14 protein-coding genes are annotated in these 13,240 nt (G+C 56.2%); 8 read left to right on the forward strand and 6 right to left on the reverse strand.

The genetic code is table 11. The annotated features are described in order from the left end of the window. Positions 1 to 2 precede the first annotated feature (2 nt). A complete protein-coding gene (gene tsgA / locus F8561_RS18075) occupies positions 3 to 1,187 on the reverse strand; it encodes an MFS transporter TsgA (RefSeq protein WP_020884588.1) in 1,185 nt (394 codons plus the stop codon). A gap of 278 nt (positions 1,188 to 1,465) precedes the next feature. Here tsgA and ppiA point away from each other — a divergent pair, with 278 nt between their 5' ends. From ppiA to argD, 5 genes are all read left to right on the forward strand, one after another. Beyond that, positions 1,466 to 2,038 (forward strand): peptidylprolyl isomerase A, encoded by a 573-nt coding sequence (ppiA, locus tag F8561_RS18080; protein ID WP_134180031.1) that lies wholly within the window; start codon positions 1,466 to 1,468, stop codon positions 2,036 to 2,038. A gap of 107 nt (positions 2,039 to 2,145) precedes the next feature. After that, on the forward strand, positions 2,146 to 2,313 hold the full coding sequence (locus F8561_RS18085; RefSeq protein ID WP_014171935.1) for a YhfG family protein: 168 nt from the start codon (positions 2,146 to 2,148) through the stop codon (positions 2,311 to 2,313). Beyond that, a complete protein-coding gene (locus F8561_RS18090) occupies positions 2,303 to 2,905 on the forward strand; it encodes a putative adenosine monophosphate-protein transferase Fic (RefSeq protein WP_151887750.1) in 603 nt (200 codons plus the stop codon). The genes F8561_RS18085 and F8561_RS18090 overlap by 11 nt, the downstream gene beginning before the upstream one ends. Before the next feature lie 30 nt (positions 2,906 to 2,935). Continuing rightward, positions 2,936 to 3,499 (forward strand): aminodeoxychorismate synthase component 2, encoded by a 564-nt coding sequence (gene pabA, locus F8561_RS18095; protein ID WP_049023797.1) that lies wholly within the window; start codon positions 2,936 to 2,938, stop codon positions 3,497 to 3,499. An 86-nt stretch (positions 3,500 to 3,585) separates the two neighbouring features. Then, positions 3,586 to 4,806, forward strand: a complete 1,221-nt coding sequence (gene argD, locus F8561_RS18100; protein WP_171032977.1) for a bifunctional acetylornithine/succinyldiaminopimelate transaminase — start codon at positions 3,586 to 3,588, stop codon at positions 4,804 to 4,806. Here the strand turns inward: argD and F8561_RS18105 are convergent. Together F8561_RS18105 and crp are read right to left on the reverse strand one after the other, a co-directional pair. Beyond that, positions 4,803 to 6,890: a YccS/YhfK family putative transporter gene (locus F8561_RS18105; RefSeq protein ID WP_020884592.1), complete on the reverse strand. Its 2,088-nt coding sequence runs from the start codon at positions 6,888 to 6,890 to the stop codon at positions 4,803 to 4,805. The two genes, argD and F8561_RS18105, sit on opposite strands and share 4 nt — an antisense overlap. A gap of 57 nt (positions 6,891 to 6,947) precedes the next feature. Beyond that, complete coding sequence (gene crp, locus F8561_RS18110) at positions 6,948 to 7,580, reverse strand: cAMP-activated global transcriptional regulator CRP (protein WP_000242758.1); 633 nt, start codon at positions 7,578 to 7,580, stop codon at positions 6,948 to 6,950. A 311-nt stretch (positions 7,581 to 7,891) separates the two neighbouring features. On the opposite strand from crp, the gene F8561_RS18115 reads away from it, so the two are divergent. Next, the gene (locus tag F8561_RS18115) at positions 7,892 to 8,296 is read left to right on the forward strand and encodes an OsmC family protein (protein ID WP_025202873.1); all 405 of its coding nucleotides are present in this window, start codon (positions 7,892 to 7,894) and stop codon (positions 8,294 to 8,296) included. A 65-nt stretch (positions 8,297 to 8,361) separates the two neighbouring features. Here the strand turns inward: F8561_RS18115 and F8561_RS18120 are convergent, their stop codons facing one another. The 3 genes from F8561_RS18120 to F8561_RS18130 are packed head-to-tail and all read right to left on the reverse strand — an operon-like array spanning position 8,362 to position 10,499. Further along, positions 8,362 to 9,231, reverse strand: coding sequence for a phosphoribulokinase (locus F8561_RS18120; RefSeq protein ID WP_014171927.1), 870 nt, complete (start codon positions 9,229 to 9,231; stop codon positions 8,362 to 8,364). Between the two features lie 30 nt (positions 9,232 to 9,261). Further along, positions 9,262 to 9,480, reverse strand: a complete 219-nt coding sequence (locus F8561_RS18125) for a YheU family protein (RefSeq protein ID WP_003861664.1) — start codon at positions 9,478 to 9,480, stop codon at positions 9,262 to 9,264. Further along, positions 9,477 to 10,499 carry a hydrolase gene (locus F8561_RS18130; protein WP_014171925.1) on the reverse strand — a complete coding sequence of 341 codons (1,023 nt, stop codon included), beginning with the start codon at positions 10,497 to 10,499 and terminating at the stop codon, positions 9,477 to 9,479. Before F8561_RS18130 ends, F8561_RS18125 begins: the two co-directional genes overlap by 4 nt. 228 nt (positions 10,500 to 10,727) lie before the next feature. Here F8561_RS18130 and mdcA point away from each other — a divergent pair, with 228 nt between their 5' ends. After that, on the forward strand, positions 10,728 to 12,383 hold the full coding sequence (gene mdcA, locus F8561_RS18135) for a malonate decarboxylase subunit alpha (RefSeq protein WP_014171924.1): 1,656 nt from the start codon (positions 10,728 to 10,730) through the stop codon (positions 12,381 to 12,383). Continuing rightward, positions 12,383 to 13,240 carry a triphosphoribosyl-dephospho-CoA synthase gene (locus F8561_RS18140; protein WP_151887751.1) on the forward strand — a complete coding sequence of 286 codons (858 nt, stop codon included), beginning with the start codon at positions 12,383 to 12,385 and terminating at the stop codon, positions 13,238 to 13,240. Before mdcA ends, F8561_RS18140 begins: the two co-directional genes overlap by 1 nt.

Below are 13,240 nucleotides of genomic sequence, written 5' to 3' on the forward strand. Positions count from 1 at the left end.
GATCAGTGGGACGCCGCTGCCGTATTATGCTGGCGGTGGCGGGTCACAAAGCCCAGAACCAGGCACATCACAAACACCACCGCGTACAAACCGTTAGCGGTATGCAGCGCGGCCAGCGGGCCGCTGTGGGCGACGATCGGGCCGGTGACCACGAAGGTCAACATGGTGCCGATGGTGCCGCAGGTCAGCACGAAGTTCACCAGTTTCGGTGACGCCACTTTGGTCTGCAGAGAGCCCAGCGTAATGATAGAGGTGTAAATCGCACTGGAGAAGAAGCCCAGGGTCAGGATGAACCACGGCATATGCTCCGGTGAACCGTTAATGAACAGGTACATCAGCACGGTTGCCATGCCTGCCAGCACGGTCAGAATGCGCTGCAGGTCGAAGAAGCGCAGGATGAAGCTAAACGCCCACATGCCGAACATGTAAGACATCCAGAAATCGCTCACCAGTTTACCCGCGTCGTTCAGGCTCATGCCCAGGCCTTTGGCGTATTCCGGTACCCAGGAGATAAAGCCCAGCTGACCGAGGATGTAGCACAGTGCGGCAACGGAGAGGAACAGTACGCCGATACCCCATTTCTCTTTCGCGACCGGCTCGTCCGTGGATTGCGCTTTTTTGCCCAGAACCGGGAATTCACAGCCGAAGGTCAGAATAAAGATTGCCACGTAGACCAGACCGATACAGGCATAAACCCAGTACCACTCAATGCTGCGTGCCAGCAGAACGGCCGCTACCATCGGGAAAATCATCCCCGCCATGCTGAAGAAGGAGTCGGTAAACAGCAGACGTGCACCACGCTGACGACCTTCATACATGTGGGTAATCAGGAACGTACCGATGGACATCGTGATACCGCTCACCAGCCCTAGCACAAACATGGCGGCAGAGAACAGGGCGATGCTGTGGCTCACCATTAAACCCGCTACCGCGGCGACCATCAGCACGAAACCAAAACGCAGCTGCGTTTTCAGTGGAACAATTTCCATCAGCCAGGCATTCAGGAAAATGGAGATCAGGATCCCGGCGTTGAGGAAGGTAAAGGTGTTACTCATGCTGGAAACGGGCAGCTGGAAGTAGTCTGCGATATTACCCATCACCATCCCGGTGACGATCACCAACGCGCCGGTCAGGGCGTAGGAGAAGAAGCTGATCCATGTGAGCTTGATACGATTGCTGTTAGTCATGTCTGGCCTGTTCAGGAAAAGAAAAGCGCCCGAGGGGCGCTGAGAGCGGGCAGATTTTAGACATTAAAGTGATCCATTCATATCTTTTAAGAGAAATTCGATCGCTATTGCAGGTTTTTATGTGATTCAGATCACATTAATAGGCGTCATAACCAATCGTTTGCGTGGTTACAACTGTTTCAATTTCGTAAAATTAGGTAAAAGGCTGGTCTCCGTTCATACTGCTCTTTAGAATCAAGCCATTCGCTTTTTATACTGCGCTTTGTTAAGGAATTCTCATGCTCAAATCAACGCTGGCGGCTGTCGCAGCTGTGTTTGCTCTTTCTGCCGTTTCCCCTGCTGCGCTGGCAGCCAAAGGAGACCCTCACGTTCTGCTGACCACCTCCGCCGGGAATATTGAGCTGGAACTGAATAGCCAGAAAGCTCCGGTTTCTGTGAAAAACTTCCTCGACTACGTGAATAACGGTTTCTATAACGGCACCACTTTCCACCGTGTGATCCCGGGCTTTATGGTGCAGGGCGGTGGTTTTAACGAGCAAATGCAGCAAAAGCAGCCTAACGCACCGATTAAAAACGAAGCGGATAACGGCCTGCGCAACACTCGCGGTACCATCTCAATGGCGCGTACGGCGGATAAAGACAGCGCCACCAGCCAGTTCTTTATCAACGTGGCGGATAACGCCTTCCTCGACCACGGCCAGCGCGACTTCGGCTATGCGGTCTTCGGTAAAGTGGTGAAAGGGATGGAAGTGGCTGACAAGATTTCTCAGGTGCAGTCCCATGACGTTGGCCCGTACCAGAATGTGCCGACAAAACCGGTTGTGATCCTCTCTGCAAAAGTTCTGCCGTAACCTTCTTTGACACGGGCGCTTCTCGCCCGTGTTTCGCTCCCCTCCCTGCGAAAGCGCGTTTTGCTGCTTATACTTGTGGCACACGGACATCTTCAGGGAGGCGTTAAGTGAAAAAACTCACCGATAAGCAAAAATCCCGTCTCTGGGAGCAGCAGCGAAACAGTAATTTCCAGGCCAGCCGCCGCCTTGAGGGGGTTGATAGCCCGCTCGTTACGCTAAATGCCCAGGATGCGCAAAGCCGTCTTGAAGAACTCAGGAGGCACTATGAGCGATAAAATCGGTGACGATCGCGACCCGTATCTCTACCCGGGTCTGAATGTGATGCGTAACCGTCTGAATATCCGCCAGGCTGACCGTCTTGCAAAGGCATCCTATGAGATCACCGCGCTGCGGGTGGCGTCGCTCGGCTTAGGCCCGTCGGCGCCGGGGTTACCGCATCTCTGTGCAATCCACCGCCACCTTTATCAGGATATTTTTGACTGGGCGGGCGATATCCGCGAAATCGATATTTATCAGGGCGACACCCGCTTCTGCCACTTCGCCTACATCGAGAAAGAGGGCAATGTCCTGATGCAGGATCTCGAGGAAGAGGGGTATCTCAACGGTCTGCAGAAAGAGGAGTTTGTGGCCCGCCTGAGTCACTACTACTGTGAGATCAACGTGCTCCATCCCTTCCGGATTGGCAACGGTATCGCTCAGCGGATCTTCTTCGAACAGCTCGCCATCCATGCAGGCTATCAGCTGAGCTGGAAAGATATCGACCCGGGCAAATGGGCGGCGGCCAACCAGAGCGGCGCAATGGGCGATTTAACGGCCCTGAACGCCATCTTTGCCAAAGTAGTGAGCGAAGCGCGGGAAACTGAGTAGAATAGGGCGGCACGTTTTTCGGGAGCCGCCATGATTCTGCTGATTGATAACTACGATTCCTTCACCTGGAACCTTTACCAGTATTTTTGTGAACTGGGTGCAGAGGTGGTGGTCCGCCGCAACGACGACATCAGCCTGGCCGAAATCGACGCGCTTGCCCCGCAGAAAATCGTTATCTCGCCGGGGCCCTGCACGCCGTCGGAATCGGGCATTTCGCTGGATGTCATTCGTCACTACGCCGGTAAGCTGCCCATTCTTGGCGTCTGCCTGGGCCACCAGGCCATTGGGCAGGTGTTTGGTGCCACCATTGTGCGCGCCGCCAAAGTGATGCATGGCAAAACCGCGCCGGTGACCCATACCGGCACGGGCGTGTTTACGGGGCTTAATAATCCGCTTACCGTGACGCGCTACCATTCGCTGGTCATTGACCCGTCAACGCTGCCGGAATGCTTTGAGGTTACCGCCTGGAGCGATACCCGGGAGATCATGGGGATCCGACATCGTGAATGGGACCTCGAAGGGGTGCAATTCCACCCGGAGAGTATCCTCAGCGAGCAGGGACACCAGCTGCTGGCAAATTTCCTCAATCGTTGAATAGTGGTTGCCTTGCTGTGATTTTTTATGCATATTTTGTGATTATATTTTCACAATCACTGTGACATAAAATGGATGGTCATGACATGGCAACTGAACAATCTGCAATTACCCGCGCGACATTCGATGAAGTCATTCTGCCGATTTATGCACCGGCTGAGTTTATCCCGGTAAAAGGGAAAGGCAGCCGAGTCTGGGATCAGCAGGGGAAAGAGTATGTTGATTTCGCCGGTGGGATTGCGGTGACGGCGCTGGGTCATTGCCATCCTGCGCTGGTAGAGGCGCTGAAAACCCAGGGGGAAACCCTGTGGCATACCAGCAACGTCTTTACCAACGAACCGGCGCTGCGTCTGGGCCGTAAGTTAATCAGCGCGACTTTCGCCGAACGCGTGCTGTTTATGAACTCCGGTACAGAAGCGAACGAAACCGCCTTCAAACTGGCGCGCTACTATGCCTCCACGCGCCACAGCCCGTACAAAACCAAAATCATTGCTTTCCACAACGCCTTCCACGGTCGCTCGCTGTTTACCGTTTCCGTCGGCGGACAGCCAAAGTATTCCGACGGTTTTGGACCAAAACCGGCCGATATTATCCATGTGCCGTTTAACGATCTCCATGCGGTAAAAGCGGTAATGGATGATCACACCTGTGCGGTGGTGGTGGAGCCGATCCAGGGAGAAGGCGGCGTAACGGCTGCCACGCCTGAGTTCCTGAAAGGGCTGCGCGACCTGTGCGATGAGCATCAGGCGCTGCTGGTATTTGATGAAGTGCAGTGCGGGATGGGCCGTACCGGCTCCCTGTTTGCCTACATGCATTACGGCGTGACGCCGGATATTCTGACCAGCGCCAAAGCGCTCGGCGGCGGCTTCCCGGTCAGTGCGGTATTAACGACGCAGGAGATTGCCTCCGCGTTCCACGTGGGTTCCCACGGCTCCACATACGGCGGCAACCCGCTGGCGAGTGCCGTCGCGGGTGCCGCGTTCGACATTATCAACACCCCTGAGGTTCTGAGCGGCGTCAACGCGAAGCGTGAGCTTTTCGTGAAGCATTTGCAGCAGATTGATGACCAGTATGACGTCTTCAGCGAGATCCGCGGGATGGGGTTACTGATCGGCGCGGAGCTGAAGCCACAGTACAAAGGCCGCGCGCGCGATTTCCTGCACGCCGCCGCCCATGAAGGGGTGATGGTGCTCAATGCCGGGCCGGACGTGATGCGCTTTGCGCCGTCGCTGGTGGTCGAAAATCAGGACATTGAAGACGGATTAAACCGTTTTGCCGCGGCGGTCGCGAAGATCGTAAACGCTTAAGACTCCGTTCGCGTTAAGCGACGGGTTAACCATATCCCGTGGTGAGGGCGCTGACGCCATGCTACCGACGAAATGGTGTGCATGGTGTTCAGATGCCCGAGAACGCGCTGCAGATGCTGCTCCAGGGTGCTCATTGGCCCGTGGGTGAGCGTCTCTGGCGCCTCCAGAATGTTCGAATCCCCTGACTCGCCAGGCGCGTCATACTCGAGTCGCTGCTGACACCGCTGCAGGGCAATCTCACACGACTGCAGGTAGCGCTGCGCCAGATCGGGCGTCAGCATCGTATGTTCCCGCGCCAGCGTGGTCATGGCGTTGATATGCTCAACGATAAACTGGCTGTGCGTCACCCAGAGCTTCATGTCCGCCAGATAGTGCGAGTTAAAGCCGGGCTCCTGCATGGCCTGATTCAGCGAGTTAAACAGGGCGTTATGCGCCTGGTTGACCTTCATCCGCTGATACGCCAGCGGGGAGGGCTGCGGGTCGTCACTCAGGATCAGGCGAATGGCCTGCTGGTCGGCCTCCAGCGCATCGTGGGCGTTCTGTCTGAGCAGCCCGCTTTGCCACTGAGGCCACAGCCAGACCATGCCGCCAAAGGCAATCAGGCAGCCGATCAGGGTATCGACCAGCCTGGCGATAATAAACTGCTCGCCGTTGAGCGTGAGCAACTGCAGGGTATACACCGCCGTTACCGTAAAGCCCACCATCGCCCAGCCGTAGTTTTTGCGGATGATCAGGTAGCTCACCATCGTGATCACCAGCATCCCTGCCAGCGTATAGCCTTCCGGCACGTGAAAGTGCAGCGTAACGCCCGCAATGATCAGCCCCGCCATCGTTCCGCCTGCCCGGTGCAGAATGCGCACCCGCGTCGCGCCATAGCCGTTCTGGGTGACAAACAGGATGGTCATTAAAATCCAGTACGGTTTGGGCAGATGCAGCGCCATGCCCATCAGGCTGGCAATGCTCAGCATCACGCTAATTCGCGCGGCGTTGCGCAGGGCAGATGATTTAAGGGAGAGGTAGCTTCTGAGCGCCGGCAGCAGCGGCAGGCGTTTTTGTTTGTCGGCCATCAGGTCGCGCGGATAAAGCGGACGCTGGGTTCGTAACACGCGGGCGATACGGCTGAAGTGCCAGGCGGCAAACTGACCCACCGGGTTGTCTTCATGCTGACGGGCAATCTTCTCCAGCGCGCCGAGCTGTTTGTCCATGTTAAAGCGCGTGGGGTAGCGGTGATACAGAATATCGTCAGCCAGCACCCGAAGGCGCGCGGAGACGGTTTGCGCGTTCCAGCGGATCACCGCTTCGGCATGGCTGCGCTCGACCAGTTTTTGCACCTCCTGCGGCTGGTGCAGGCTCACGGAGATATGCTCCTGTAAGTCCAGCCCCACCTGAAAGACGCGCAGCAGCCGCTTATATTCGTGGTTCTTATTGGCGGCGAGCATATGCAGCTGCTGATAACACTGGCTTATCAGGTCCACCACCTTTTGCTGACGCGTCAGCAGCGGCGGCAGTGATTTTTCTGGATCGGTATGCTGGGTGAGCAAGGTGTATTTGGCTTCACAGTAATCCGCCAGCTGCACGTAGAGCAGGCTCAGGGATTCCCGCAGCGGCTGTTCCCGCCACAGCCAGAACCAAAACCAGTTAAACAGCCCGTACCACAGCGTACCGAGGGCGTAGATCAGCAGCGGCTCCCACACCGGCATGTTGCCCGCAAGGCTCAGCGTGAAGATGGCGGCAATCAGCGACGCGGGAAGCAAACGTGCGTGCAGTGAGCTGATTTCAGCGGTTACGCCCAGGGTCATCGCCAGGACGGTGAGGATCAGCGGCAGCGGGATATCGCGGGCCAGCAAAAGCTGCACGGCGAGGCTACAACCCGCAAACAGCGAGCCGCCCACGATCAGCCGTTTGAAAAAGCGCTTATGCGGTGTATCCAGACCGGCAATGTTGCAGCAGGCGGGAACGAGAGAGAAGAGCAGACCTTGCTGAAGATGGCCCAGAATCAGGCCTACGGCCACAGGAAGGCACAACACCAGCGTTTGTCGCAGTGCGTAGTTAACTTCCGGGTGATAAATCAGCCTGCGCCACATGGGGAATAGAGACAAAAACGGCGTGACACCTTGCGATGGCACGCCGTTTGAGCGGAATTAACGCGTTCCGTAAACCACGATGGTTTTACCGTGTGCGGAGATCAGGTTCTGATCTTCCAGCATTTTCAGAATACGGCCCACTGTTTCACGGGAACAACCGACAATCTGACCGATTTCCTGACGGGTAATTTTAATTTGCATGCCATCAGGGTGAGTCATCGCATCGGGTTGTTTCGCCAGATTCAGCAGGGTCTGAGCGATACGGCCGGTCACGTCCAGGAAGGCGAGGTTACCCACTTTCTCAGATGTCACCTGCAGACGGCGCGCCATCTGCGAAGAAAGACGCATCAGGATGTCAGGGTTAACCTGAATCAACTGACGGAATTTCTTGTAGGAAATTTCAGCCACTTCACATGCTGTCTTTGCACGAACCCAGGCGCTACGTTCCTGGCCTTCTTCAAACAGGCCCAGTTCACCGATGAAATCGCCCTGGTTCAGATAAGAAAGGATCATCTCTTTCCCTTCTTCATCTTTGATCAGCACTGCCACCGAGCCTTTGACGATGTAATACAACGTTTCCGCTTTTTCACCCTGGTGAATCAGCGTGCTCTTCGATGGGTACTTATGAATGTGGCAATGAGACAAGAACCATTCGAGAGTCGGGTCTGTTTGCGGTTTGCCAAGCACCATGCGCTGTTATCCTCTGTTATAAGCTGTCACCAGAGTCATAAGATGCATCCGGACTCTGGGGTTGCAATCGAATTCTTACCCATACCCTGGGAAGTCGGCTATCGTAACGTTTCGCAGCCAGTAAAGTTTGATGTCCTCTGCATACATGTGTAACGTCAATGTATTACTGTAGCATCCTGAGTGTTTTAGCATAGCTTTCGCCGCGTGTCTCCTGGTGTCTCGCTTCAGCATGACGCAGGTCGCCTTCCATTGCGAGAAATGTAACGCACGCGTAATCTGTCACCAAAAATGCAACGTTGGAGTGAGTGAATATGCAAGCGCGTGTGAAATGGGTTGAAGGTTTAACGTTCCTGGGCGAGTCCGCTTCAGGACACCAGATTTTGATGGATGGTAACTCCGGCGATAAAGCACCAAGCCCAATGGAAATGGTGCTGATGGCAGCAGGTGGATGCAGTGCAATTGATGTGGTGTCGATCCTGCAAAAAGGCCGGCACGATGTGACCGACTGCGAAGTAAAACTCACCTCAGAACGCCGCGAAGAGGCACCACGCCTGTTCACCCACATTAACCTGCATTTCATCGTCAGCGGGAAAGAACTGAAAGACGCGGCGGTCTCACGCGCGGTCGATCTTTCAGCGGAGAAATACTGCTCGGTCGCCTTAATGCTCGAGAAAGCGGTAAAAATTACGCATTCGTATGAAGTGATCGACGCCTGATATTGGGGGCATCGTTCACCCCGATGCCCTCACCGAAACCCTCTCCCACGCGGAGAGGGAAATCATCAGGCGATTTTCTTCCCTTCTATCAACCGCTGCACCAGCGGCATCATAATTAATTCCATTGCCAGCCCCATTTTTCCGCCCGGAACCACTAACGTATTCATGTGCGAAATAAACGAGCCCTGCAGCATCGCCAGCAGCCAGGGGTAATCAATGCCGTCGAGATTGCGGAAATGGATAACCACAAAGCTCTCATCCAGCGACGGGATACTTTTGGCCGCGAACGGGTTAGAGGTGTCCACTGTCGGTACGCGCTGGAAGTTGATATGCGTGCGGGAGAACTGCGGCGTCAGATAAGTAATGTAGTCTTCCATGGAGCGCACGACGGAATCCATCACCGCCTCGCGTGAATGGCCGCGCTCGCTGATGTCACGCGTCAGCTTCTGGATCCACTCAAGGTTCACGATGGGCACCACGCCAACCAGCAGATCCACGTGACGCGCCACGTCATGCTGCGGCGTCACCACGCCACCGTGCAACCCTTCGTAAAACAGGACGTCGGTCGGTTCCGGCAGCGGTTGCCAGGGGGTAAAGGTGCCTGGCACCTGGTTCCAGGGAACGGCTTCATCGTAGGTGTGCAGATATTTGCGTGACTGCCCCTTGCCGCTCTGGCCGTACTCCTGAAAGGTTTGCTCCAGCAGGCCGAAGTCATTGGCCTCCGGGCCGAAGTAGCTGATGTGTTTACCCAGATCGCGCGCCTTGCGGATAGCCATATCCATCTCCGGGCGCGTGTAGCGGTGAAAGCTATCGCCTTCGACCTCCGCCGCGCGGAGATTCAGTTGGGCGAAAATCTTACGAAAAGCGAGGCTGGTCGTGGTGGTTCCCGCACCACTCGAACCCGTAACGGCAATAACCGGATGTCTGGCAGACATAGCAACTCCCTGACTGGAAAGGTTTAAAGATCAGCCATGAAACGCGTTGCGGGGCATGATATTGACCGTCTCATGCAGTTCAGACCATACCAGCACCACGTCGCCGCTTTTGAGCTGGCGCTTCACATCGTTGACCTTTTGCTCAAGCGAACGTTCATGTTCACCATAATCGGTACCTTCGCGCAAGACAAAGCTTTCAATCAGATTATCGAGCGTTTCGGGGGAGAGATCCTGCCACGGAATAATCATTTTGCACCGTCCAGATAAGGGGTAAGCCAGTCAGGAATACGCGACTCCAGCCACATTTTCGGGCGGCGCAACGTTCCACCGATGAACCCCACGTGACCACCATGCTCTGTCAGCTGGTAGTGAACGTTGGCAGGCAAAAATTCCTGCGCGGGGATAGAGTGATGATCCATAAACGGGTCATCTTTGGCATGAATGATAAGTGTCGGTTGCGTGATCTTGCTGAGCAGCGGCATGGCGCTGCACTGACGATAGTAGTCAATCGCATCGGCAAAACCGTGAATTTTGGCGGTGATCAGATCGTCGAATTCGCGGATGCGACGGACCTTTTTCAACTGACGCAGGCTCACCGGCAGCGTATCCGGATAGGCTTTCAACTTGCGCGCCGCGTTGGCTTTCAGCAGGTTGAGCAGGTAACGTTGATAGACCCGGGAAAAGCCTTTCTCCATATGGTAGCTGCACTGCTCCAGCATAAAGGGCGCGGAGACAATGACGGCCGCATCCAGCGGCACGGTGTCGCCCTCTTTTGCCAGCAGGCAGGCCAGCATATTGCCGCCCAGCGAGTAGCCCACGGCCGCTGTCGGGACGGTACCAAAGTTTTCCCGTAACCAGTGTAAAAACCAGGTGCCGTCTTCGGTTTCACCCGAGTGATAGATGCGCTTCTGGCGATTCGGTTCGCCGCTACAGCCGCGAAAGTGCATCACCACGCCGAGCCAGCCCCGCGCTTTGGCTGCCTGGATGAGCCCGTGTGCATAGGGGCTGTGCAGACTGCCTTCCAGACCGTGAAAGACCACCAGACGCGGCTTATGGCGCGCCTGTTCTGGCTCTTCGCTCCATGCCAGGTCCAGAAAATCACCGTCCGGTAAGTCCAGCCGTTGCCAGTGCGGCGTAAACTGAACCTTACGGCGGATGAGTCGCGGCAGCATGGTCTGCAGATGGCAATTGGCCACGCCGCGCATGGGCACGAACTCGGTGCTGTCTTCGGCGATGATATCGAAGTCTGATGGGATGATTTGGCTCATAACGGCGATGCTAATTCTTGTCAGTTATTTTCTGTTCTTTCCGAATTGTACCCCGTTTAGCCTGGTTTTCCGAAACATGAACTGATCTCGATCACAAATATTTACCTTGATTATTACTCTCAGGCTAATGATTCCGCCCTGCGCTTAATTGATGACTTCCTCGCCACAGCGCACACTTTACTCAACGTTAAGAAAATCAGAATGATGTGCTGAATCAGGAGGTTAATAATGTTATCTGGGCAAACACCCACCCGGCAATGGAACACACGACGCACCGAGAAAGCGCGTCGTCTGGCCTCCGTACCGGTGCAGGGCAAGGTACTGCCAACCGGCGATCTTGTCGCCATGCTGGAAAAACTGATCGCGCCTGGCGACAAAGTCGTTCTGGAAGGTAATAACCAGAAGCAGGCCGATTTCCTTTCACGCTCGCTGGCTGAAGTGAACCCGCAAATCGTGCATGACCTGCACATGATTATGCCAAGCGTGGGCCGTAGCGAGCATCTGGATATCTTTGAGAAAGGTATCGCCCGCAAGCTGGACTTCTCCTTCTCCGGTACCCAGAGCCTGCGCATCTCGCAGCTGCTGGAAGATGGTCAGCTCGAAATTGGCGCTATCCATACCTACATAGAACTCTATTCACGTCTATACGTGGATCTCTCGCCAAACGTGGCGCTGATTGCCGGCTTTAAAGCGGACCGAAAAGGTAATCTTTATACCGGCGCAAGCACCGAAGATACCCCCGCGCTGGTGGAAGCGGCTGCATTCCATGACGGCATTGTCATCGCACAGGTGAATGAGCTGGTGGACGACGAATGCGACCTGCCGCGCGTTGATATTCCCGGCTCCTGGATTGACTTCGTGGTGGTGGCCGACAAACCGTTCTTTATCGAACCGCTGTTTACCCGCGACCCGCGTCTCATCAAACAGGAACATATCCTGATGGCGATGATGGCCATTAAGGGCATTTATGCGGAACATCAGGTGCAATCCCTGAACCACGGGATTGGTTTCAATACCGCGGCGATTGAACTGCTGCTGCCGACCTACGGTGAACAGCTCGGCCTGAAAGGCAAAATCTGTAAACACTGGACCCTTAACCCGCACCCAACCCTGATCCCGGCGATTGAAAGCGGCTGGGTGGAAAGCGTGCACTGCTTCGGCGGTGAGCTGGGGATGGAAGAGTACATTCGTGCACGTCCGGATATCTTCTTTACCGGTGCCGACGGCTCTATGCGTTCCAACCGCGCTTTCTGTCAGCTGGCAGGCCAGTACGCCGTTGATATGTTCATCGGGTCAACCCTGCAGGTTGACGGGTATGCCAACTCCTCAACCGTGACCCGTGGTCGTCTCTCTGGTTTCGGCGGTGCGCCAAACATGGGCCATGACCCGCATGGTCGTCGTCATGCCACCCCGGCCTGGCTGAACATGATCACCGAACCTGATCCGATGCAGCGCGGTAAAAAACTCGTCGTCCAGATGGTGGAAACCTTCCAGGCAGGCGTGAAACCGACCTTTGTGGAAAAACTCGATGCTGTTGACGTTGCGAAAGCGTCCGGGATGCCTCTGGCTCCGGTCATGATCTACGGCGACGACGTGACACATGTGCTGACGGAAGAGGGGATTGCTTACCTCTATCGCGCAGAAAGTCTTGAAGAGCGCCGGGCGATGGTTGCGGCCGTCGCGGGGATCACCGATATCGGTCTGGGCGTCGATGCCAAGCGTGTGGCGCAGTTGCGCCAGAGCGGCAAAGTGGTTTACCCGGAAGATATGGGGATTCGCCGCACCGATGCCACCCGTTCTCTGCTGGCAGCAGGCAGCGTGTCAGACCTGGTTGAATGGTCTGGCGGTCTTTACAACCCACCTGCGAAATTCCGGAGCTGGTAATGAAACTTCTGCCCCAGATTCAGGTTGAAGGCGGTGCCGAATGGCTGGCGCGAACCGCCACGCAGTGTCTGATTGACGAAGCACAGTTAAGCCCGAAACCCGGTCTGGTGGACAGTCGGGGGAACGGCGCGCACCACGATCTGTCGCTCGCGTTGATGGAGCGTTCCGCGCGCAGCCTGACCCCCACGTTTCAGGCGCTGGCGCAACACAGCTGGCAGCGTCCGGCGGATATTGCGCTCAGGCAAACCATAGGGCGGCTCAGCCGTGAAGGTGAGCAGCAGATGATGGCGGCTACCGACGGTGTAAATACCCACCGCGGCGCGATTTGGGCGCTGGGGCTGCTGGTCAGTGCCGTGGCGATGCTCGGTGGCGATGCCAGCGCGCAGGCGGTAGCGAATACCGCGGCACAGCTGGCGAAACTGCCCGATGACGCGGCACCGAAAGTGTTCAGCAAAGGGCTACGCGCCACGCGCCGCTACCGGGTTCCGGGCGCACGTGAAGAGGCTCAGCAGGCATTTCCACACGTGATGCAGCGTGCTCTGCCGCAGCTTCGTCTGAGCCGTCTTAACGGCAGCAGCGAAACGTACGCAAGGCTCGATGCGCTGATGGCCATCATGACGTCGCTTACCGACACCTGCGTGCTGTCGCGCGCCGGGATGGCGGGGCTGGAGGCCATGCAGAACGGTGCGCGTGCGGTGCTGAGCGCCGGAGGATGCGCGACATCCGCAGGCCAGATGGCGCTGGCGAGATTAGACCGTCACATGCTGGCACTCAATGCCTCACCGGGCGGAGCAGCCGACCTGCTTGCCGCCACGCTGTTTCTCGATCGCATCGAAACGCCTTATTCAAAGCATTAA

The sequence above is a fragment of the Enterobacter sp. 198 genome (assembly GCF_009025585.1).
GTDB lineage: Bacteria > Pseudomonadota > Gammaproteobacteria > Enterobacterales > Enterobacteriaceae > Enterobacter > Enterobacter ludwigii.

Excerpts from the sequence above, each read along its gene's own strand:
- tsgA (WP_020884588.1), bottom strand. The coding sequence starts at position 1,187 with ATGACTAACAGCAATCGTATCAAGCTCACATGGATCAGCTTCTTCTCC.
- F8561_RS18115 (WP_025202873.1), top strand. The coding sequence starts at position 7,892 with ATGCAAGCGCGTGTGAAATGGGTTGAAGGTTTAACGTTCCTGGGCGAG.
- F8561_RS18105 (WP_020884592.1), bottom strand. The coding sequence starts at position 6,890 with ATGTGGCGCAGGCTGATTTATCACCCGGAAGTTAACTACGCACTGCGA.
- F8561_RS18090 (WP_151887750.1), top strand. The coding sequence starts at position 2,303 with ATGAGCGATAAAATCGGTGACGATCGCGACCCGTATCTCTACCCGGGT.
- pabA (WP_049023797.1), top strand. The coding sequence starts at position 2,936 with ATGATTCTGCTGATTGATAACTACGATTCCTTCACCTGGAACCTTTAC.
- ppiA (WP_134180031.1), top strand. The coding sequence starts at position 1,466 with ATGCTCAAATCAACGCTGGCGGCTGTCGCAGCTGTGTTTGCTCTTTCT.
- F8561_RS18130 (WP_014171925.1), bottom strand. The coding sequence starts at position 10,499 with ATGAGCCAAATCATCCCATCAGACTTCGATATCATCGCCGAAGACAGC.
- F8561_RS18120 (WP_014171927.1), bottom strand. The coding sequence starts at position 9,231 with ATGTCTGCCAGACATCCGGTTATTGCCGTTACGGGTTCGAGTGGTGCG.
- crp (WP_000242758.1), bottom strand. The coding sequence starts at position 7,580 with ATGGTGCTTGGCAAACCGCAAACAGACCCGACTCTCGAATGGTTCTTG.
- argD (WP_171032977.1), top strand. The coding sequence starts at position 3,586 with ATGGCAACTGAACAATCTGCAATTACCCGCGCGACATTCGATGAAGTC.
- mdcA (WP_014171924.1), top strand. The coding sequence starts at position 10,728 with ATGTTATCTGGGCAAACACCCACCCGGCAATGGAACACACGACGCACC.
- F8561_RS18125 (WP_003861664.1), bottom strand. The coding sequence starts at position 9,480 with ATGATTATTCCGTGGCAGGATCTCTCCCCCGAAACGCTCGATAATCTG.
- F8561_RS18140 (WP_151887751.1), top strand. The coding sequence starts at position 12,383 with ATGAAACTTCTGCCCCAGATTCAGGTTGAAGGCGGTGCCGAATGGCTG.